Origin of the sequence: Pseudomonas fluorescens (assembly GCF_000730425.1) — a bacterium.
GTDB classification, from domain to species: domain Bacteria; phylum Pseudomonadota; class Gammaproteobacteria; order Pseudomonadales; family Pseudomonadaceae; genus Aquipseudomonas; species Aquipseudomonas fluorescens_X.
Genome location: NZ_CP008896.1, coordinates 3,610,211 through 3,630,341 on the forward strand (window position 1 = coordinate 3,610,211; position 20,131 = coordinate 3,630,341).

Annotated in this window: 17 protein-coding genes; 9 read left to right on the forward strand and 8 right to left on the reverse strand. The window is 60.8% G+C overall.

The genetic code is table 11. The annotated features are described in order from the left end of the window. Positions 1 to 477: 477 nt before the first annotated feature. Positions 478 to 1,980 carry an exopolyphosphatase gene (gene ppx, locus HZ99_RS16190; protein WP_038444373.1) on the forward strand — a complete coding sequence of 501 codons (1,503 nt, stop codon included), beginning with the start codon at positions 478 to 480 and terminating at the stop codon, positions 1,978 to 1,980. Positions 1,981 to 2,038: 58 nt separating this feature from the next. Here the strand turns inward: ppx and HZ99_RS16195 are convergent, their stop codons facing one another. The 3 genes from HZ99_RS16195 to hemB form a co-directional block, all read right to left on the reverse strand. Next, positions 2,039 to 3,451, reverse strand: a complete 1,413-nt coding sequence (locus HZ99_RS16195; protein ID WP_038444375.1) for an amidase family protein — start codon at positions 3,449 to 3,451, stop codon at positions 2,039 to 2,041. 265 nt (positions 3,452 to 3,716) lie between these two features. Beyond that, positions 3,717 to 5,939 carry a polyphosphate kinase 1 gene (gene ppk1 / locus HZ99_RS16200; RefSeq protein ID WP_038444376.1) on the reverse strand — a complete coding sequence of 741 codons (2,223 nt, stop codon included), beginning with the start codon at positions 5,937 to 5,939 and terminating at the stop codon, positions 3,717 to 3,719. 18 nt (positions 5,940 to 5,957) lie between these two features. Continuing rightward, positions 5,958 to 6,971, reverse strand: coding sequence for a porphobilinogen synthase (gene hemB / locus HZ99_RS16205; protein WP_038444377.1), 1,014 nt, complete (start codon positions 6,969 to 6,971; stop codon positions 5,958 to 5,960). A 218-nt stretch (positions 6,972 to 7,189) separates the two neighbouring features. Between hemB and HZ99_RS16210 the strand changes: the two genes are divergently transcribed. Together HZ99_RS16210 and elbB are read left to right on the forward strand one after the other, a co-directional pair. Further along, positions 7,190 to 7,834, forward strand: coding sequence for a DedA family protein (locus tag HZ99_RS16210; protein ID WP_038444380.1), 645 nt, complete (start codon positions 7,190 to 7,192; stop codon positions 7,832 to 7,834). A gap of 340 nt (positions 7,835 to 8,174) precedes the next feature. Next, positions 8,175 to 8,840 carry an isoprenoid biosynthesis glyoxalase ElbB gene (gene elbB / locus HZ99_RS16215; RefSeq protein ID WP_038444382.1) on the forward strand — a complete coding sequence of 222 codons (666 nt, stop codon included), beginning with the start codon at positions 8,175 to 8,177 and terminating at the stop codon, positions 8,838 to 8,840. A gap of 103 nt (positions 8,841 to 8,943) precedes the next feature. On the opposite strand, the gene HZ99_RS16220 is transcribed toward elbB, so the two are convergent. Further along, the gene (locus HZ99_RS16220; protein WP_038444383.1) at positions 8,944 to 10,842 is read right to left on the reverse strand and encodes an FTR1 family protein; all 1,899 of its coding nucleotides are present in this window, start codon (positions 10,840 to 10,842) and stop codon (positions 8,944 to 8,946) included. A gap of 302 nt (positions 10,843 to 11,144) precedes the next feature. Between HZ99_RS16220 and HZ99_RS16225 the strand changes: the two genes are divergently transcribed. The 4 genes from HZ99_RS16225 to HZ99_RS16240 are packed head-to-tail and all read left to right on the forward strand — an operon-like array spanning position 11,145 to position 14,288. Next, on the forward strand, positions 11,145 to 12,542 hold the full coding sequence (locus HZ99_RS16225) for a COG3014 family protein (RefSeq protein WP_038444385.1): 1,398 nt from the start codon (positions 11,145 to 11,147) through the stop codon (positions 12,540 to 12,542). A 10-nt stretch (positions 12,543 to 12,552) separates the two neighbouring features. After that, a complete protein-coding gene (locus tag HZ99_RS16230; RefSeq protein ID WP_038444387.1) occupies positions 12,553 to 12,921 on the forward strand; it encodes a YcfL family protein in 369 nt (122 codons plus the stop codon). Between the two features lie 35 nt (positions 12,922 to 12,956). Further along, positions 12,957 to 13,544 carry a penicillin-binding protein activator LpoB gene (lpoB, locus tag HZ99_RS16235; RefSeq protein WP_038444389.1) on the forward strand — a complete coding sequence of 196 codons (588 nt, stop codon included), beginning with the start codon at positions 12,957 to 12,959 and terminating at the stop codon, positions 13,542 to 13,544. Between the two features lie 3 nt (positions 13,545 to 13,547). After that, positions 13,548 to 14,288, forward strand: a complete 741-nt coding sequence (locus tag HZ99_RS16240; RefSeq protein WP_038444391.1) for a hypothetical protein — start codon at positions 13,548 to 13,550, stop codon at positions 14,286 to 14,288. A 120-nt stretch (positions 14,289 to 14,408) separates the two neighbouring features. Here the strand turns inward: HZ99_RS16240 and HZ99_RS16245 are convergent, their stop codons facing one another. From HZ99_RS16245 to HZ99_RS16255, 3 genes are all read right to left on the reverse strand, one after another. Next, complete coding sequence (locus HZ99_RS16245; RefSeq protein ID WP_038444393.1) at positions 14,409 to 15,041, reverse strand: LysE family transporter; 633 nt, start codon at positions 15,039 to 15,041, stop codon at positions 14,409 to 14,411. Positions 15,042 to 15,111: 70 nt separating this feature from the next. Further along, positions 15,112 to 15,681: a mechanosensitive ion channel family protein gene (locus HZ99_RS16250; RefSeq protein WP_038444395.1), complete on the reverse strand. Its 570-nt coding sequence runs from the start codon at positions 15,679 to 15,681 to the stop codon at positions 15,112 to 15,114. Further along, positions 15,681 to 17,591 (reverse strand): ATP-binding cassette domain-containing protein, encoded by a 1,911-nt coding sequence (locus HZ99_RS16255; RefSeq protein WP_038444397.1) that lies wholly within the window; start codon positions 17,589 to 17,591, stop codon positions 15,681 to 15,683. Before HZ99_RS16255 ends, HZ99_RS16250 begins: the two co-directional genes overlap by 1 nt. Before the next feature lie 50 nt (positions 17,592 to 17,641). On the opposite strand from HZ99_RS16255, the gene HZ99_RS16260 reads away from it, so the two are divergent. After that, complete coding sequence (locus tag HZ99_RS16260) at positions 17,642 to 18,106, forward strand: TIGR02444 family protein (RefSeq protein WP_038444399.1); 465 nt, start codon at positions 17,642 to 17,644, stop codon at positions 18,104 to 18,106. Here HZ99_RS16260 and HZ99_RS16265 read toward each other — a convergent pair. Further along, positions 18,103 to 19,242 (reverse strand): AlgP family protein, encoded by a 1,140-nt coding sequence (locus tag HZ99_RS16265; protein ID WP_038444400.1) that lies wholly within the window; start codon positions 19,240 to 19,242, stop codon positions 18,103 to 18,105. The two genes, HZ99_RS16260 and HZ99_RS16265, sit on opposite strands and share 4 nt — an antisense overlap. Before the next feature lie 192 nt (positions 19,243 to 19,434). Between HZ99_RS16265 and HZ99_RS16270 the strand changes: the two genes are divergently transcribed. Then, positions 19,435 to 20,100 carry an FKBP-type peptidyl-prolyl cis-trans isomerase gene (locus tag HZ99_RS16270; protein ID WP_038444402.1) on the forward strand — a complete coding sequence of 222 codons (666 nt, stop codon included), beginning with the start codon at positions 19,435 to 19,437 and terminating at the stop codon, positions 20,098 to 20,100. The last annotated feature ends 31 nt before the right edge of the window (positions 20,101 to 20,131 follow it).

The window sequence follows — 20,131 nt, forward strand, 5'->3', positions numbered from 1 at the left end:
TCGACCTGTCGTTAAAAAGTGTCAGGCATTACTTATCAAACCCGGACAATTCCGCCGCCATCATTAGTTCCTCCATGAAACAAAAAGCTATAAATAAGTAACACCACGGCGTCATTGCCGAATGACAGTTTCACCTTCACCCCCCTTCAATAAATATAAGACCATACCTTGATCTCTGTGAGACCCATTAAAAACAACTGTCTCCTTTAACATCTCCAAAAGTAGTCCAGAACAAATTATGGATCAGCATAATTAACTTACTTATGTAGGAAACCGCATAAAAACTAAAATCGCGAAAAGCCTCATAACTACCTACACCTCAACAAAGAGATGTCATCAGCCATCTGGGAATTTGCCCTACATTTCCTACAAAACTTGATCGAGAGCAGGAGTAAGAGAAATCACCGAGCACTACGCGTTGGCGCCAGCGTTTGATCGTGGCACGATGGCAAGGTTATCGACCGAGATCCCCTACCCATGCCGCAATCCCAAGCCAAGAATCTGTCCCTGATCGCCGCCATCGACCTGGGCTCCAACAGCTTTCACATGGTCGTGGCCAAGGCCCAGAACGGTGAGATCCGTATCCTTGAGCGGCTCGGCGAAAAGGTACAACTGGCTGCCGGAATCGACGATGAGCGCAAGCTCAACGAAGAATCCATGCAACGTGGGCTCGATTGCCTCAAGCGCTTTGCCCAATTGATCAACGGCATGCCTCAGGGCGCTGTGCGTATCGTCGGCACCAACGCATTGCGCGAAGCGCGTAACCGTGGCGAATTCATTCGCCGCGCCGAGGAGATCCTCGGACACCCGGTGGAAGTCATTTCTGGCCGTGAAGAAGCGCGCCTGATCTACCTCGGCGTTTCCCATACGCTGGCCGATACCCCCGGCAAACGCCTGGTGGCCGACATTGGCGGCGGCAGTACCGAATTCATCATTGGCCAGCGCTTCGAGCCGCTGCTGCGCGAAAGCCTGCAAATGGGTTGCGTCAGCTACACCCAGCGTTATTTCAAGGACGGCAAGATCACCCCGGCCCGCTACGCCCAGGCCTACACGGCGGCGCGGCTGGAGATCATGAGCATCGAGCATGCCCTGCATCGCCTGACCTGGGATGAAGCCATCGGCTCATCCGGCACCATCCGCGCCATCGGCCTGGCCCTGAAGGCCGGCGGCCATGGCACCGGAGAGGTCAACGCAGAAGGCCTGGCCTGGCTCAAGCGCAAGCTGTTCAAGCTCGGCGATGCCGAGAAAATTGACTTCGAGGGCATCAAGCCCGACCGCCGAGCCATCTTCCCCGCAGGCCTGGCGATCCTTGAGGCGATCTTTGACGCCCTTGAACTGCAACGCATGGATCACTGCGATGGCGCTCTGCGTGAAGGCGTGCTCTACGACTTGCTGGGTCGCCATCACCATGAAGACGTCCGTGAGCGCACCCTGGGCTCGCTGATGGAGCGTTACCACGTCGATCTGGAACAGGCCGCGCGGGTGGAGCGCAAGGCGCTGCATGCCTTTGACCAGGTCGCCGAGGATTGGGACCTGCAGGACGGGGTCTGGCGTGAACTGTTGGGCTGGGCGGCCAAGGTCCATGAAGTGGGGCTGGATATCGCTCACTATCATTACCACAAGCATGGCGCGTACCTGATCGAACACTCGGACCTGGCGGGGTTTTCCCGGGAAGACCAGCAGATGCTGGCCCTGCTGGTACGCGGTCATCGCCGCAATATCCCCAAGGACAAGTTCGCCGAGTTCGGCGCCGAGGGCATCAAGCTGATCCGCCTGTGCGCCCTGCTGCGTTTTGCGATTCTGTTCCACCACATCCGTGGCACCCAGCAGATGCCACAAGTCACCCTGCAGGCCAATGGCGACAGCCTGGACGTGGTGTTTCCCAAGAACTGGCTGGATGAGAATCAACTGACCCAAGCGGATTTCGCCCAGGAGGCTGAGTGGCTGACGCGGGTAGGTTTTAGCCTGAACGTGCGTTGATCAGATGCCGCACCCGATGCCACGTTGACAACGGGCGCGGCCCCACAGATCTAATTGCCTACAGCGAGTGCGGCCTAAATGGCACGCCAGGAATGAATGCCGGCGCCCTGATTGCCTGCGTTGCCTGCTCATAGCCATACGCGATCGAGAGCAGGGTGGCTTCGCTGTTGCCCGCACCGGTGACGTGAAGCGCAGTCGGCATACCTTCATCATCCATACCCGAAGGTACCGAGATGCCGGGATAGCCTGCGGCGGCGGCAAAGTAATAACTGTCTGAACGAAAGCTCGACACGATGGCATCGAGTTTGTGCTCGGTCAGTGGTTGATCGAGGGTTTGCCTGAATACCGGGATGACCGCCTCCCACAGTGCTTCCCGCTGTTCATCGGTCGTCTCCAGGCTGTTGATCATTTTGAGAAAGTCCTGGTCAGGCTCCCCGGGTCGCTTGTTGCGCTCATTGAACGCAATCAACTGGGACAACGATTTCACCGGCAACCCTTCTCTGCCGGCCAGATAGCCTTGCAGGCTTTGCTTAACGTCCGCAAATAGCGCGTCGTCGTAGTTTTTGTAGGCTTCAAGTGACACATTCACGCCCAACGTAAGGATCGGCACCATCTCTGCCCCTTTGGACTCCAGCAACCTGATCGCGTCTTCGAAATGCTGCCTGTCCGAGCGCAGGGCAGGATCCCTGGCTTCTTCAGGCGACAACTCAGGCAGGGGGGTATAACCGATGCGTTTGCCTTGCAGGGCATCCGGCCTCAGGCCTGCGGTATAGGCATTAGTTTGGGTCATGGCGTTCAGTGCCTGGGCGGCATCACTGACGTTACGCGTAAAAGTGCCCACCGTGTCCATTCTGGAACTGGTCATGACGCCCTCAGTACTCACCAGCCCAACCGTCGTTTTCAAACCGAACACACCATTGAAAGCCGCCGGGGCAATGACTGAACCATTGGTCTCGACCCCCAATGCCAATGGGACATGCCCTTGGGCTACCGCGACGGCCGACCCCGAACTGGACCCTGCCACCTGCCCGCCTAGCCGATGGGGATTGAGCGTTTGCCCGCCGCGCGAGCTCCATCCATCAACCGGAATCTCAGAACGAAAGTTGGAAAGCTCAGTCATGTTGGTTTTGCCCAGGATCACCACGCCAGCCTTGAGCAAGCTGTCCACGACCCTGGCATTTTTTTTCGGTGGAGCACCCACCAACGCACGAGAACCCGCACTGGTCTGCATTTTGCCACTTGTTTCAAAGACATCTTTCAGGGCAATCGGAACCCCGTGCAAGACACCACGCACATGGCCCGCAGCGCGTTCCTGGTCAAGTCTCTTCGCTGCTTCTCGAGCATCGGGATTGACTTGAATAAACGCATTGCCCCCCTGCAACCCCTGATCGATATTGGCGATGCTCTTCAACGCATCGCTGACCAGGGTTTCTGAAGTCACTGCGCCCCTCTGGGTCATGTCCGACGACATTGCCTGAACACTTCGATAGTCTTTTGGCGCGAAGGCCAGCGCCTCGAAAAACCCGGAGGCTCCTAACCCGATGCCCATACTTGGTCCAATCATGGAGAACTCCTCATCTGACCTGTAAAGGCTATCGTTTGATAGCCCGGCGTCAGTTAAAGAGAAGGCGCAACAAACCCCCAGTTGGAAAGTCTGGAGTCCCTGTCCGAGGGCTCAGTCGTGGGTGTAGGTTACAAGCGCGGGAGCGGGCCAGCCCGCTCCCACCAAGGGGATGTCAGCGAACGGCCAGCACCGGGCTGCCCAGTCGCTCCAGCAACGTAGCCTGCGCACTGCGCGGATTCTGGTTGCCGGTTGGGGTGTTGCGCACGTAGCGCCCGTCCGACTGCAGGCTCCAACTGTGGGTGTTGTCGGTCAGATAACTCTCCAGCTCCTTCTTGACCCGCATGATCAACTTCTTGCCTTCCACCGGGAAGCAGGTCTCCACGCGCTTGTCGAGGTTGCGTTCCATCCAGTCGGCGCTGGAAAGGAACATCTGCTCTTCACCGCCGTTGAGGAAGTAGAACACCCGCGTGTGCTCCAGGAAGCGGCCGATGATCGAACGCACGTGGATATTGTGGGACACCCCGGCAATACCAGGGCGCAGGCAGCACATGCCACGCACCACCAAGTCGATGCGCACGCCAGACTGGCTGGCCTTGTACAGCGCGCGGATGATCTTCGGATCAGTCAACGAGTTGAACTTGGCGATAATGTGCGCCGGCTTGCCGTCGAGGGCGAACTGGGTTTCGCGGGCAATCATGTCGAGCATGCCCTTTTTCAGGGTGAACGGCGCATGCAGCAGCTTTTTCATGCGCAGGGTCTTGCCCATGCCGATCAATTGACTGAACAGTTTGCCGACGTCTTCGCACAGCGCGTCGTCGGAAGTCAGCAGGCTGTAGTCGGTGTAGAGCTTGGCGTTGCCGGCGTGATAGTTACCGGTGCCCAGGTGCGCGTAACGCACAATCTCACCCGCCTCACGGCGCAGGATCAACATCATCTTGGCGTGGGTCTTGAAGCCCACCACGCCATAGATCACCACCGCGCCGGCCGCTTGCAGGCGGCTGGCCAGTTGCAGGTTGGACTCTTCGTCAAACCGCGCCCGCAACTCGATCACCGCGGTGACTTCCTTGCCATTACGCGCGGCGTCTACCAGCGCATCGACGATTTCCGAGTTGGCGCCGCTGCGGTACAGGGTCTGGCGCACCGCCAGGACGTGGGGATCCTTGGCGGCCTGGCGCAGTAGGTCGACCACCGGCGTGAACGACTCGAACGGGTGCAGCAGCAAGATGTCCTGCTTGCTGACTACGCTGAAGATGTTCTCGCTGTTTTGCAGCAGTTTCGGAATCTGCGGGGTAAACGGCGTGTATTGCAGCTCCGGGTGGCTGTCCAGACCGGTGATGCTGAACAGGCGCGTCAGGTTCACCGGGCCATTGACCTGATACAGCTCGGTCTCGGCCAGGTTGAACTGTTTGAGCAGGTAGTCAGACAGGTGCTTGGGGCAGGTGTCCGCCACTTCCAGGCGCACCGCGTCACCGTAGCGCCGCGAGAACAGCTCGCCGCGCAGGGCGCGGGCCAGGTCTTCGACGTCTTCGGTGTCGACCGCAAGGTCCGCGTTACGGGTCAGGCGAAACTGATAGCAGCCCTTGACCTTCATGCCCTGGAACAGGTCATCGGCGTGGGCGTGGATCATCGACGAAAGGAATACATAGTTATCGCCAGCCCCCCCGACCTCTTCCGGTACCTTGATGATCCGTGGCAACAGGCGCGGGGCGGGGATGATCGCCAAACCCGAGTCACGGCCAAAGGCATCGATACCTTCGAGCTCGACGATAAAGTTCAGGCTCTTGTTCACCAACAGCGGAAATGGATGCGTCGGGTCAAGGCCGATCGGAGTGATGATCGGCGCGATCTCGTCACGGAAATAGCGACGTACCCAGGTCTTGAGCTTGACGGTCCAGTTGCGCCGGCGGATGAAACGCACCTGATGTTTTTCCAGCTCTGGCAACAGAATGTCATTGAGGATGGCGTATTGGCGATCCACATGGCCGTGTACCAGTTCGCTGATACGGGCCAGGGCCTGGTGCGGCTGCAAACCGTCGGCGCCAGCCTGCTCACGGGCGAAGGTGATCTGTTTCTTGAGGCCGGCGACACGAATCTCGAAGAACTCGTCCAGGTTGCTGGAGAAGATCAGCAGGAACTTCAGGCGTTCCAGCAGCGGGTAGGACTCATCCAGCGCCTGCTCCAGCACGCGGATGTTGAATTGCAGTTGTGACAGCTCGCGGTGGATGTACAGGCTGCTGTCATCCAGGTTCGGAATCACGATCGGCGGTGCCGCCACCGCCGGTTCCGTGATCACGGCTGGGTGCTCAGGCGCAAGCTCCGGCGGAATTTCGTCGACCTGTTCGACCACCGGGAGCGCATCTTTTACGGCAACTTCTGTGAGTCCTTCGGTATTCATCGAGTGTTCCTGTGAGGGCTATGGTTGCTCTCTAAGCAATTGGGCGGCACGGGCGGCAAAGTAAGTCAGGATGCCATCGGCACCCGCACGTTTAAAGGCTGTGAGGGATTCAAGAATGACTCCTTCACCCAGCCAGCCATTTTGAATCGCAGCCATGTGCATGGCGTATTCACCACTGACCTGATAGACAAAGGTCGGCACCTTGAATTCCTCCTTGACCCGATAAAGGATATCCAGGTACGGCATGCCGGGCTTGACCATCACCATATCGGCGCCTTCGGCCAGGTCCGCCGCCACTTCGTGCAAGGCTTCATGGCTGTTGGCCGGGTCCATCTGGTACGAGGCCTTGTTGGCCTTGCCCAGGTTCAGCGCCGAGCCGACAGCATCGCGGAACGGGCCGTAGTAGGCACTGGCGTACTTGGCCGAATAGGCCATGATCCGGACGTTGACATGCCCGGCCAGTTCCAGGGCTTCGCGGATCGCCTGGATACGGCCGTCCATCATGTCCGACGGCGCCACCACCTGGGCGCCCGCTGCGGCATGGGACAGCGCCTGCTTGACCAGTGCATCGACAGTGATGTCGTTCTGCACGTAGCCCTCTTCATCCAGAATGCCATCCTGCCCGTGGGTGGTGAACGGGTCCAGTGCCACGTCGGTGATCACCCCCAACTGCGGGAAACGCTCGCGCAGGGCACGGGTCGCGCGCTGGGCAATGCCTTCGGGGTTCCAGGCCTCGGCAGCGTCCAGGGACTTGAGCCCGGCCGGCGTGACCGGGAACAGCGCCAACGCAGGGATCCCCAGTTCTACCCAGTGCGCAGCCTCTTGCAGCAGCAGATCGATGCTCAAGCGCTCGACACCTGGCATCGACGCTACGGCTTCCCGACGATTTTCGCCGTCCAGCACGAACACCGGCAGGATCAGATCATCCACCGTCAGTACGTTTTCACGGACCAGGCGGCGAGAAAAATCATCACGACGGTTACGGCGCAGGCGGGTAGCGGGAAACAGGCGTTGGGCGGGGGTGAAGCTCACGGCAGACTCCTGAGCCCGGCTTGACGGGCGAGCGTGACAGTTATAAGCGGCCATTATGACGAAGGAATGACAGTTGTGCTTACTCATACGAACGGCATGCGACCTGTAGCCGCATTCATGGTTTATGTAGGAAATGTTCACTTCGTGACACATCTCGATACTTTCATGAATGTTCGCGAAGGCGTAGGCTGCGCGTTCATTTCGCCAGCACCCAGACAATGCTCCAACAATTTCTGAATGACTTTGGCTACTTTGCCCTCTTCCTGGGGACGTTCTTTGAAGGTGAGACCATCCTGGTTCTCGCAGGCTTCCTGGCGTTCCGCGGATACATGGATATCAACGTGGTGGTCGTGGTGGCATTCTTCGGCAGCTATGCCGGCGACCAGCTCTGGTACTTCATGGGCCGCAAGCATGGGCGCAAATTGTTGGCGCGCAAGCCACGCTGGCAACTGCTGGGTGACCGCGCACTGGAGCACATCCGCCGGCATCCGGATATCTGGGTGCTGAGTTTCCGTTTCGTCTATGGCCTGCGCACGGTCATGCCCGTGGCCATCGGCCTGTCGGGCTATCCGCCGGGACGCTACCTGCTACTCAACGGCATTGGTGCGGCGATCTGGGCGGCAGCACTGGGTGCAGCGGCCTATCACTTCGGCGCGGTGCTCGAAGGCATGCTGGGCAGCGTCAAGAAGTACGAGCTATGGGTACTGGGCGCCCTGCTGGTGCTTGGCCTGGGCCTGTGGCTGCGCCGACGCATCCGTAACGCCCGCCTGGCCCGGGAAAACTGCGCGGCCGCGAAGGCCCAACTGGCGCAGCAGCAACTGGCCGAGCCGAAGAAGCCCGAGCCTACGACGCCAATCGAGTAAGCCGGTCCCTGCAACAGTAAAGGTCGATCGCGCCGAACAGGCTGGCTGGGCAGCCCCACCGCCACTACACGCCAGCCTGATACCCGGGCCACGGTCGGCATGCATCCGCAGAAACTCATCCAAATGAACACCCTGCCGCAGTTGCGATCCATGTAGAGAGCGTTCTGCACAGGACAGTTACGCCCAACTTTCGAAAGCCAGCCTTGTGCAAGGGAAGGATTCCATGGGCCCGCCCAGTCATTTATTGTTACATGAAGATTAGGGGCGATGGCCCGATGTCCCATTGGCAATGCTCGACAAATAAGTAGACATTTAACGCCATAAATCAGGAGAAATGCCCATGAGCAAAAAGATTGCAGTGATCCTTTCCGGCTGTGGCGTGTATGACGGTGCTGAAATCCATGAAAGCGTGATCACTTTATTGCGCCTGGACCAACGCGGCGCCCAGGTTCAGTGCTTTGCCCCGGACATCGCGCAACTGCACGTGATCAACCACCTCACGGGCGAAGAAATGCCCGAATCGCGCAATGTGCTGGTGGAATCGGCGCGTATTGCCCGAGGTGAGGTCAAGGACATTCGCGAAGCCCAGGTGGAGGAATTCGACGCCCTGATCGTGCCTGGCGGCTTTGGCGCGGCGAAGAACCTGTCGAACTTTGCTGTCGAAGGCGCTGGCTGCAGCGTCAACCCGGATCTACTGGCACTGGCCGAAGCCTTTGCCGAAGCAGGCAAGCCCGTGGGGCTGATCTGCATCTCACCGGCGCTGGCGGCGAAAATCTACGGCCCAGGCGTGACCTGCACCATCGGCAATGACACCGACACGGCGGCGGCCCTGGACAAGATGGGCGCCACCCACCAGGAATGCACGGTGGACGAGATCGTCGAAGACAAGGCGCGCAAACTGGTAAGCACGCCGGCCTATATGCTGGCCAGGAACATCAGTGAAGTAGCGTCGGGGATCAACAAGCTGGTGGACCGGGTACTGGAACTGACCCACGAGAACGACTGAGTCACCTTGGGCGGCTTGTAGGAGCTGGCTTGCCGGCGATGCAGGCGCCTGGGTGTATCAGTTACACCCAGCAGCCCCTACCTTGCTTGTTACCGTGGCGTGCTCAGGAAGCCGTCACCCGGCGCTTCTCGGCCAGGCGGCTGCGGCTGTACAACACCACAATCGCAATGATCGCCAGCGCCTGCGCACTCAATGAATACGCATCGGCATGGATGCCCAGCCAATCGAAGTCAAAGAACGCCACCGGTCGGGTGCCGAAGATGCCAGCTTCCTGCAACGCCTTGACGCCATGCCCGGCGAACACCACCGACAACGCGCACAGCAGCGCCGCGTTGATCCCGAAGAACAGCGCCAGCGGCAACTTCGCCGAGCCGCGCAAGATGATCCACGCCAGGCCTATCAGCAGCACCAGCGCCGTGGCGCCACCGGCCAGGACAGCGTTATGCCCGGCAGGGCCGGCCTGCAGCCACAGGGTTTCGTAGAACAGTATCACTTCGAACAATTCGCGGTACACCGAGAAGAACGCCAGTATCGCAAACCCAAAGCGCCCACCGCCGCCGACCAGGCTGCTCTTGATGTAGTCCTGCCAGGCGGCCGCATGGCGTCGGTCGTGCATCCACACGCCAAGCCACAGCACCATCACGCTGGCAAACAGCGCCGTGCAGCCTTCCAGCAACTCGCGCTGGGCGCCGCTGACATCGATCACGTACGCCGCCAGGGCCCAGGTCGCCGCACCGGCCACCAATGCCAGGCCCCAACCGACGTTGACGCTGCGCACTGCCGATTGTTGGCCGGTGTTACGCAGGAAGGCGAGGATCGCCGCCAGCACCAGGATCGCTTCCAAGCCTTCGCGCAGCAGAATCAGCAAGCCCGAGATATAACTCAACGACCAGCTCAGGCCGTCGCCCCCCAACAGGCCGGCCGATTCAGTGAGCTTGCCCTTGGCCACGTCCAGGCGCTGCTGAACCTGCTCGATCGGCAGCCCATCCTGCAACGACTGCCGATAAGCCATCAGGGCTTTCTCGGTGTCCTTGCGCACGTTGGCATCGACGTTATCCAGGGAGCTTTCAACCAGTTCGAAGCCTTCCAGGTACGCCGCTACCGACAGGTCGTAGGCCTGCTCATGCTCGCCGCTGCGAAACGCCGCCAGGCTCTTATCCAACGTGGCAGCGGTGTAATCGAGCAATTGCGCCGGGCCACGCTGCACCTGCGGCGGCTGCGCCCGCTGTGCGCGGAATACACGGACTGCATCCGGGCCTTCGGCGGCCAGCACTTCTTCCGGGGTCTGACGCGCAAGGTCGGCCAAGTTGAAGGATTTTTCGCTTTTCGCCGCCGCAGGGTCAGCGGTGAAGCCGGCGATGTAGGTCGCCAGGTCCCAGCGCTGGCGGTCATCCAACTGGTCGGCGAACGACGGCATGTCAGTGCCTTCGACGCCCAGGCCCAAAGTGTTGTAGATACCGTAGAGGCTCAGGCGGTCCAGGCGCTGCACATCACGCAGGTTGGCCGGCGGCGGGGTCATGCCGACTCCGGCCGGGCCATCGCCAGCCCCGGCATCACCATGGCACACCGAGCAGTGCTGGGCGTACAGCGGCGCACCGCGAGTCGGGTCCGGGGTGATGGCCGGCGCCTGGCTGACCTCATAGGCCGCCGCCAGTTGAGCGCCCAACTGCCGCGCCTGACGCGCCACGGCGTTGCCATCCTGGTGGTGGGTGACGGCGACCAACAGCTCATCGACGCCTTTGACCAGGCCTGCGCGTTCGGGCTTGTCAGGCAACTGCGCCACCAGCCCCTGCAACACGCCTAGAAATTCTACCTGTTCACGGTATTCAGACTCATCGACCACCTTGCCCGCCTCCACCGTCGGCGGATAGTCAGCACCGATGTAGTCGAGTAAATGCAGGGCCTGGGGGGCACCTTCTGCGGTAGCAGCCAGCAGATTGAAGCTGCACGACACCAACGCCGGCAACAACAGCCAGGCGAGAAAACGGGAAGGGGCAGTCATGAATGAATCTCGGATGGAAACAAGAAGTAACATATTGTCGAATGTTAATGGGTTTGACTCAAGGCGTTAGTGCTTGGCGGTTGAAATCAGCTGCCAGGATAGTGGCACAAACCTTAAAGAGCGCCTCCAAAAAGCCATTGTTTTGCCATTATCGCAGCCTATAATGCGCCGCCTTCGTTAGCGCGAATCGGCATTTGCGCTCCTCTTTTTATGAGGAATATGTAGGAGAAGCCTTTCCTGCGATTGGTTACTCGGCCCGACCAGCACCTTCGGCCGATTACGCTCAGGGAAGCAGCACCTCAATGGCATCTCGCGTCTTCACCTCCCTTGCCCTTGTGGCGGCCACGCTGCTGCCGGGCTGTTCGATGTTGCGCAGCTACGACACTGAACTGCAAGCCACCAACCAGCAGTTGGCCAGTGGCAACGTCGACGGCGCGCTGACCCTGCTGGAGAAGAACAACAGCAGCGAAGACAAAGACCTTCTCTACTACTTCGAAAAAGGCGAGCTGTTGCGCGCCAAGGGCGACCTGGCCGGCAGCCAGGCGGCCTGGCACCGCGCGGACCTAGTGGTCTACAAGTGGGAAGAGTCGGTCAAGTTCGACAGCGAACGCTATCTGGCGCAATTTGGCAGCTTCCTGGTCAACGACAAGGTGCGGCGCTACGAAGGGTATGACTATGAAAAAGTCATGCTCACCACCCAGATGGCGTTGAACCTGCTGGCAGTCAATGACTTCGACGGCGCCCGCACTGAAATCAAGAAAACCCACGAACGCGAAGCCGTGATCGCCGAACTGCGGGACAAGCAATACCTCAAGCGCGAAAACGAAGCCGAGCGCCAGGGCATAGCCACCCAGTTCAAGGACCTGCGCGGCTACCCGGTGGAGAGCCTCGACGCGCCGGACGTGGTAGCCCTGAAGAACAGCTACCAGAGTGCATTCAGTCACTACCTGGCCGGTTTCGTCTACGAAGCCCTGGGCGAAAAGGACCTGGCCGCGCCGGGCTATCGCAAGGCCGCTGAATTGCGCCCCAATACACCGTTGCTCGAACAGGCCCTGCTCGATCTGGATGCGTCCAGCGTGGCGGATGACGAAAGCGACGTACTGATCGTGGTGCAAAGCGGCCTGGCGCCGGCCCGCGACTCGATCCGCCTGCCACTGCCGATCCCTATCGACGGGCATTGGGTAATCACCCCACTGTCGTTCCCGGTGATCAAGCCAGACACCTCGACGGCCACCTTTGCGCAGATCGGCGTCGATGGCCGGCAGCAGAATCTCACGGCCCTCAACAGCACGACGTCCATGTCACGCCGCGCCCTGCGCGACGACATGCCGGGGATCATCCTGCGTACTACCGTGCGCGCCATCAGCCGGGGTGTGACGCAAAAGAACCTGAACCAGACCAACCCGATGGCCGGCCTGATGCTGGGCATCGCCTCCGCCGTCACCGAAGGCGCCGACACCCGCACCTGGCGCACCCTGCCGGACATGACCCAAGTCACGCGCCTGCGCCTCAAGCACGGTGAGCACCAAGTGAGCCTGCCCAATGCCTTGGGCGGCACACGGGTGACGGTCAAGGCCGAGCAACGCCACCAGGTGATCACCTTGCGCGTGGTCGGCAACCAGGTATTCGCCAGCGGTCTGGCGGCCCATGGGGTCGCGAGTAATCCAGCCCAGGCCGTCGCCAGCCTCAAACAACCTTAAGGAGCACGCTATGCGTCATTTCATTCTCGGCGCCCTGGCGCTGGTCTTCCTCGCCGGTTGCGCCACCCCGCCGCCGGAGCCCGGCAGCGCCGCGAGCAAAGTCGTGGTGATGGGCACGTTCAAGGGCATCGCCGTCGGCGCCATTCGGGTGGCACGAGAGAATGGTTTCCTGACGGCCAAGGTGCAACTGAGCAACATCACCAGCAGCAACCAGATGATGTATTACCGCTTCGCCTGGCTGGGCGCCGATGGCTTCCCGGTGGGCAATGAAGAGACCTGGAAAGTGCTGAACCTCTACGCCAACCAGACCACCTTCCTGCCGGCCATCGCCAACCTGCCCCAGGCCGCCGACTTCCGCCTTGAAGTGAAAACGCCTTGAGGCAGCCTCCCATTCAGCTTTCGAGAAACCTTCCCATGCTTGCACGCTTTTCGTTCCTCGCCGTCATTGCCGTCCTGGCCAGCGGCTGTGCCAACACCTCGCCAGTCATCGGCGGCAAAAACATCAGCTACGGCGATACCAAGGCCGTGGAATTGGTGACCAACGAGTTCGGCTCCACCGACCTGCAGATGATCGCCGAGAGCATGACCCGCTCCCTGGCGCAGTCCGGCATCCTCCAGGGCCGCCCGGTGGTGCAGGTGTATGACGTGAAGAACAAGACCAGCGAGTACATCGATACCCGCGAGATCACCACCTCGATCAAGACCCAACTGATGAAGACCGGCACCGCCCGCTTCGCCAGCGACAACACCGACATGCAAAGCCAGGTGGACCAGCTCAAGCTGCAAAACCAGAGCGGCCTGTACAAGAAGTCCACGGTCAGCAAGACCGGCAACATGATTGCTGCCAAGTACCGCCTGGAAGGCTCCATCAGCTCCATCGTCAAGCGCAGCGCCGACTACAAGGACGTGTTCTACAAGTTCAGCCTGCAACTGGTCGACGTCGAAAGCGGCCTGGCCGAATGGATGGACGAAAAAGAAATCCGCAAAACCACGGAGCGCTAAGCCATGCGCCCATGGATCGGCATCATCGCCCTGCTGTGCAGCGTTGGCGCGTGGGCGGCGCCGAAAATCGCCGTTACGGACCTGGCCTACGAGGCGCGCGTGGAGGAATACATCCACACCGTCGCAGCCGGCAATAACTTCCAGGCCAGTGCCTATAACGCCAGTGGCGCGTCCAGCTACAGCGAATTCGAAAGCCGCAACAGCTACATCGAACAGGGCGAGCTGCGTACATTCAGCGGCGATATCAAGGGCCAGATCCTCAAGTCGCACCAGTTCCAGTTGGTCCAGGGCACGCCCTACACCAGCGAAGCCAAGGGCGATGTGTACGACGTGATCAAACGGATCAAGGCTGGCCACTTCAAAGGGGCCGACTATGTGCTGTTTGGCACCTTATCGGCTATCGACTTCACCCGGGACATCAACGCCCTGGATCGCACCCATAGCTATTCAGCAGTACTGGGGCTGGCGGTCGTGGCGGATTTCAGTCTGATCAATACGCGCACCTATGAAATCACCTCGGCGTTTACGGCCATGGGTGAAGGCCAGGACACAAAGCTGGTGAGCCGTCGTGATGTGCGCGTGAACCTGAACCGGCCGCGGGTGGTGAGGGAAGTGTCGAAAGCCTTGGGTGAGGACGTGGCACGCCAGCTACAAGAACAACTGGGCAGCGGCTATCAAGAGCCCGGCCAGCCAGCATGGCACAACAACCTGCCAAGGGACGAAGCGCCGAAGATCCTGCGCTGACCAAACGCAATGTAGAAGCCGGCTTGCCGGCGATAACGGTGGGTCAGTGCAATAGATGCCAACTGATACTCCGCTATCGCCGGCAAGCCGGCTCCTACAGTTTTGATGAGGTTTGTTCAGTCAGGCCGTGGCGCGATGCAAGCTGGCAAGGAAACCCGCAGCGCCCACGAACAACCCGGCAAACGTGCGGTTCACGCGCTTTTGCTGCTTGGGCGTGCGCAGCAGGCGCAACACTTTCGACGCCAGCCCGGTGTAGCCGGCCATGACGATCATATCCACGCCGATCATCGTCGCACCGAGGATCAAGTACTGGATCAGCAGCGGCGCCTGCGGGTTCACAAACTGCGGCAGCACTGCCAGCATGAAGACCAGGGCCTTGGGGTTGCTGGCATTGACCAGGAACCCGCGGAACATCATCGCCATGGGCTTGCCGATGGGGCGCACGGCGGCGTCATCGCTCAGGTCCATGGGCAAGGCGCGCCATTGCTTGATCGCCAGGTACACCAGGTAAGCCACGCCAAACCATTTGATCGCGTAGAACGCCGTAGACGATGCCGCGAGCACTGCCCCAAGGCCGCCGGCAACCACGGCAATCTGCATCGCCAGGCCCAGTTGCAGGCCGATGGCATTCCAGTAGCCGCGCACAAAACCGTATTGCAGGCCGCTGGACATCGAGGCGATGGCGCCCGCGCCGGGAGAGAGACTGATGATCCAACTGGCCAGGAAAAAGGCCAGCCATGTGTCGAGCGCCATTACACACCTCGTAGCAAATTCGTTGTGAGCACTAAGCTAACTCCGAGGGCCGAGGACTGGCTAGAGAATTTTAAGGCAAGGGGCTGATATCGCTGCCGCGCCAACGGCGTACCGAACGCTGGAAGAACAGGCTGTTGGGCACTTGCACCACGGCACTGTCGGTGCCCGCTTCGGCCACTTCGATCAGCGTGGTGTAAAGCAGGTTGATCGCGATCACCCGGCCTTTGACGCCAGGCTTGTCGACGGTATCCACCAACTCCACCACGTCGCCCAGGCGAAACGGCCCGACAGTAAAGATCAGGATCGCGCAGAGCAGGTTGGACAACACCGACCACATGGCAAAAAACGCCACGGCCGCCACGGCCACGAAGCCCGACAACGCGGTCCACAGCACGGTGGCCGACACCCCCAGGCGTCCGAGGACGAAGATCAGCGCGCTGCCCATGATCAGCCAGCGCAGGCCACCGCGCAGTGGCATCAGCAGTTGCGGCGGGAACGGGTAGCGCTCGCCCAGGCGCGTCAGGCCCTTGGCGACAAAGCGTTGCGCCAGGTACCCGGCCAGCAGGATCAGCAGGATTTGCACGCCGACCCACACCGGCTCGACCCATTGCGCTGGCAGCGGCAGTTGCAAGGCTTCCATCAGGACAGTGCCTCCAGCTCCGCTTGCAGGCCTTCCAGCAGCTCGAGGGCTTCCATCCAGGCCTCCTCCAGTTGCCCTTCGCGCACCTTGAGTTTGGCCTGTTCGGCCAACAGGTCACGCAGTTCATCCTTGCGGGCCGCTTCGTAGACTGCGCTGTCGCCGAGGCTGGCCTCGATCTTGGCCAGGCGTTCGTGGACCTTGCCCAACTCGGCTTCAAGCTTGTCGGCTTCGCGCTTGTGTGGCGCCAACTGCTGGCGCAGGGCTGCTGCGGCCTGGCGCTGGGCTTTCTTGTCGGTCTTGTCCGGGTTGACCGGGGTGTTGCTGACCGGCGCATTGCGCAGGCGATAGTCGGTCAACCAGCGGGCGTAGTCGTCCAGGTCGCCATCGAACTCTTCGACTTTTCCATCGGCTACCAGCAGGAAGTTATCAGTGGTGCTCTTGAGCAAGTGGCGGTCGTGAGACACCACCAGTACCGCACCGCTGAATTCCTGCAGGGCCATGGTCAGTGCCAGGCGCATTTCCAGGTCCAGGTGGTTGGTCGGTTCGTCGAGCAGCAGCAGGTTTGGCCGGTCCCAGGCGATCAGGGCCAGGGCCAGGCGGGCTTTTTCGCCGCCGGAGAAATTCAGTACCGGCTCATCGATGCGTGCGCCACGGAAGTCAAAACCGCCGAGGAAGTCGCGCAGGGTCTGCTCGCGCTCGGTCGGCGCCAGGCGCTGCAAATGCAGAAGCGGGCTGGCCTTGGCATCGAGGGAGTCCAGTTGATGCTGGGCGAAGTAGCCCACCACCAGGTTCTCGCCACGGGTCAGGCGGCCGGCCAGGGGCGAAAGCTCGCCCGACAGGTTCTTGATCAGCGTCGACTTGCCCGCACCGTTGGGACCGAGAAGGCCGATGCGCGCGCCCGGCGTGAGTTGCAGCTTGACCTTCTCCAGGATGGTCTTGTCGCCATAACCCAGGCGTGCATCCGAGAGGTCCAGCAATGGGCTGGAGATTTTCACCGACTCGCGGAATACAAAGTCAAACGGCGAGTCGACGTGGGCCGCCGACAGCTCTTCCATGCGCTCCAGGGCCTTGATCCGGCTCTGGGCCTGACGGGCCTTGGTGGCCTGGGCCTTGAACCGGGCGATGTAGCTTTCCATGTGTGCACGCTGCGCCTGCTGCTTCTCGAAGGCCTGTTGCTGCTGGGCCAGGCGCTCGGCACGAGCCCGCTCGAACGCGCTGTAGCCACCGCGATAGAGGGTGATTTTCTTCTGTTCGACATGGGCGATGTTATCGACCACGGCGTCGAGGAAATCCCGGTCGTGGGAAATCAGCAGCAAGGTGCCGGGGTAACTCTTGAGGAAATCCTCCAGCCACAGGATCGCATCGAGGTCCAAGTGGTTGGTCGGTTCATCGAGCAGCAACAGGTCCGACGGGCACATCAGGGCCTGGGCCAGGTTCAGGCGCATGCGCCAGCCACCGGAGAAGTCGGCGACCGGGCGGTCCATCTGCTCGTTGGTGAAGCCCAGGCCGGCGAGCATCTTGCGCGCGCGGGCGTCGGCGGTGTAGCCGTCGGCACTGTCGAGTTCCGAGTGCAGGCGGGCCTGGGCGGCACCGTCCTGGGCTTTCTCGGCCTCGGCCAGGTCGTGTTGCACCTGGCGCAGGCGCAGGTCGCCATCGAGCACGTAGTCGATCGCGATGCGGTCCAGGGTGTCGATCTCCTGGCGCATGTGAGCGATACGCCAGTCGGCTGGCAGCAGGCAGTCCCCGGAATCCGGGGTCAGCTCACCGAGCAGCAGGGCGAACAATGTGGATTTGCCGGCGCCGTTGGCACCGATCAGGCCGGCTTTGTGACCGGCGTGCAGGGTCAGCTCGGCGTCTTCAAGAAGACGTTGCGGGCCACGCTGTAATGTTAGGCTTTGAAGTCGGATCATAATGGCGGCGGAGTCTACCAGCTTCGTTGGCCGCTGGCTTGGGTGTGAACATGTGCGCTGACCTGTGGAGCTTTGCCCTCTCGACCTACGCCCGCGCGGATGCTGAAGAGGCCTGCCTGCGCTTGCAGGAACAAGGGGCGGATGTGTGTCTGTTGTTGTGCGGGCTCTGGCTGGAACAGCGCAGGGTCGCACCTGAACCTGGACGCGTACAGGCGCTGCGAACAATCGCCGAGCCTTGGCAGGCAGACGTTGTGGAGCCCTTGCGCAGGATACGCAAGCAATGGCGCGCCATGGCACAGCAGGATGTGGAACTGGGAGCGTTGCGCGAGCGAGTCAAGGCTCTGGAGCTGGAAGCCGAACAGCAGTTGCTATTACGTCTGGAGGCGCTGGCACAGGGTTGGCCAATGGGGGAACGCGCCACGAACCAGGCATGGCTTGAAGGACTGGCGACCGAAGCCGCCAACCTCGACCACGACGCGCTGCATCAGCTGCGCGCCGCGGCCACCGGCACTTAGGAAGCGCTGGTTGGGGTGGTGCCTGCTACCGGGGCAGGCGTGCTGCTGACCGGTGCGGTGGTAGCGGCTGGAGCTGCCGGTGCGGCAGGGGTCGCTGGTTTGGCGGCCGGTTTCGCAGCGGCAGGCTTGGCAGCTGGTTTTGCGACCGGTTTTGCAGCAGCTGGCTTGGCAGCTGGTTTTGCGACCGGTTTTGCAGCAGCAGGCTTGGCGGCTGGTTTTGCGACCGGTTTTGCAGCGGCTGGTTTCGCGGCAGCAGTTTTGGCAGCTGGCTTAGCGGCTGGTTTCGCGGCAGCGGTTTTGGCAGCTGGCTTGGCGGCTGGTTTCGCAGCGGCAGTTTTGGCAACTGGCTTGGTCGCAGGTTTCGCAGCAGCAGTTTTGGCAGCTGGCTTGGCGGCTGGTTTCGCAGCGGCGGTTTTAGCAACTGGCTTGGCGGCTGGTTTCACAGCAGTGGTTTTGGCAGCTGGCTTGGCCGCGGGTTTCGCAGCGGCGGTTTTGGCAGCTGGCTTGGCCGCAGGTTTCGCAGCGGCGGTTTTGGCAGCTGGCTTGGCCGCAGGTTTCGCAGCGGCGGTTTTGGCAGCTGGCTTAGCGGCTGGTTTCGCAGCAGCAGTTTTAGCAACTGGCTTGGCCGCAGGTTTCGCAGCGGCGGTTTTGGCGACCGGCTTGGCGGCTGGTTTCGCAGGCGCTTTTTTAGCAGCCGGCTTGGCCGGCGCCTTGGCAGCAGCTGCCTTGGCTGGTGCACGAGTGCTCAACACTTTGGCCACCGCGTCTTTCACACGCCCGACACCCTGCGCCAATTTCAGGCTCTCTTGGGCATCGCGCTTGAGTTGAAGGATGTAGGTGCGCGTTTCGGACTGACGATCCTTGAGAGCATCGAGCAAGTCCTCAAGTTCTTTCACGGCGCCCTTGGCTTTGGTTTGCGCCTTGGCTTTGCCGGCAGTCGCGGCGTCTTGCAGTTTGGTGCGGGACTTATGCAGTTTTTCTTGAGCCTTGCCGCGTTGCTTTTCCAGCTTGGCGAGCAATTTCTCTGCATCAGCCAAGGCTTGGGAGCAAGCACTTTCCAAATGTTCGAGCAGGCTGCCCGAGAGTTGTTGGAGCAAGTGCAACGGGGTATTAACAGGCTTCTGTTTGGCCGACATGGTTTACCTCCTGGCTGACGTGGGTGCGGCTCATACTAGCCCTCTGCTCTTACCGCCGCTAGGGCATGTTGACAGTATCGAATGCGTTGCGTTGCACCGCACAAAAATTCTTATCGATATAACGCAAAACCACTCCATTCTTTACCCCTGCACACTGGCATAATCCACCGCACTTTCGGCTGGAGAATACCCATGTCGCGTTACCTTTTTTTCATCCTGGGTTTGTCGCTTTCAGTGGCCAACGCGACTGAGCCTGCGGCGTCCAAGGACAGCCACGACCTGGCCTACAGCCTGGGTGCCAGCCTTGGCGAACGCCTGCGCCAGGAAGTCCCCGACCTGCAAATCCAGGCCTTGCTCGATGGCCTCAAGCAAGCTTATCAAGGCAAGCCCCTGGCCCTGGATGACGCACGCATCGCACAGGTTCTCGCCCAGCATGAAGCGCAGGCCAGCAACGGGCCCCAAGTGCCGCAAAGCGAAAAGGCCCTCGCCGCCGAACAACAATTCATGAGCGCAGAAAAAGCCCGGATCGGCGTGCGTGAATTGGCCGACGGTATATTGCTCACGGAGCTGGCCCCCGGCAGCGGGAAAAAGCCAGGCGCCCATGATCGGATTCAAGTGAAGTATGTGGGGCAATTGCCCGACGGAACGATTTTCGACCAGAGTGCCCAGCCCCAATGGTTTCGCCTGGACAGTGTGATCAACGGCTGGCAAAGCGCATTGCAGCAGATGCCAGTGGGCGCGAAGTGGCGCCTGGTGATTCCATCGGCACAAGCCTATGGTGCCGAGGGTGCGGGCGAGTTGATCGCGCCTTACACACCACTGGTTTTCGAGATTGAGCTACTCGCAACCGGTGCCTGAACCCAACAAAAAACGGTGCCTCATGCGCACC

Bases quoted from the DNA above. Each gene is read 5' to 3' on its own strand.
- ppx (WP_038444373.1), top strand. From the start codon at position 478: ATGCCGCAATCCCAAGCCAAGAATCTGTCCCTGATCGCCGCCATCGAC.
- HZ99_RS16195 (WP_038444375.1), bottom strand. From the start codon at position 3,451: ATGTCGTCGGACATGACCCAGAGGGGCGCAGTGACTTCAGAAACCCTG.
- ppk1 (WP_038444376.1), bottom strand. From the start codon at position 5,939: ATGAATACCGAAGGACTCACAGAAGTTGCCGTAAAAGATGCGCTCCCG.
- HZ99_RS16210 (WP_038444380.1), top strand. From the start codon at position 7,190: ATGCTCCAACAATTTCTGAATGACTTTGGCTACTTTGCCCTCTTCCTG.
- elbB (WP_038444382.1), top strand. From the start codon at position 8,175: ATGAGCAAAAAGATTGCAGTGATCCTTTCCGGCTGTGGCGTGTATGAC.
- HZ99_RS16220 (WP_038444383.1), bottom strand. From the start codon at position 10,842: ATGACTGCCCCTTCCCGTTTTCTCGCCTGGCTGTTGTTGCCGGCGTTG.
- HZ99_RS16225 (WP_038444385.1), top strand. From the start codon at position 11,145: ATGGCATCTCGCGTCTTCACCTCCCTTGCCCTTGTGGCGGCCACGCTG.
- HZ99_RS16230 (WP_038444387.1), top strand. From the start codon at position 12,553: ATGCGTCATTTCATTCTCGGCGCCCTGGCGCTGGTCTTCCTCGCCGGT.
- lpoB (WP_038444389.1), top strand. From the start codon at position 12,957: ATGCTTGCACGCTTTTCGTTCCTCGCCGTCATTGCCGTCCTGGCCAGC.
- HZ99_RS16240 (WP_038444391.1), top strand. From the start codon at position 13,548: ATGCGCCCATGGATCGGCATCATCGCCCTGCTGTGCAGCGTTGGCGCG.
- HZ99_RS16245 (WP_038444393.1), bottom strand. From the start codon at position 15,041: ATGGCGCTCGACACATGGCTGGCCTTTTTCCTGGCCAGTTGGATCATC.
- HZ99_RS16250 (WP_038444395.1), bottom strand. From the start codon at position 15,681: ATGGAAGCCTTGCAACTGCCGCTGCCAGCGCAATGGGTCGAGCCGGTG.
- HZ99_RS16255 (WP_038444397.1), bottom strand. From the start codon at position 17,591: ATGATCCGACTTCAAAGCCTAACATTACAGCGTGGCCCGCAACGTCTT.
- HZ99_RS16260 (WP_038444399.1), top strand. From the start codon at position 17,642: ATGTGCGCTGACCTGTGGAGCTTTGCCCTCTCGACCTACGCCCGCGCG.
- HZ99_RS16265 (WP_038444400.1), bottom strand. From the start codon at position 19,242: ATGTCGGCCAAACAGAAGCCTGTTAATACCCCGTTGCACTTGCTCCAA.
- HZ99_RS16270 (WP_038444402.1), top strand. From the start codon at position 19,435: ATGTCGCGTTACCTTTTTTTCATCCTGGGTTTGTCGCTTTCAGTGGCC.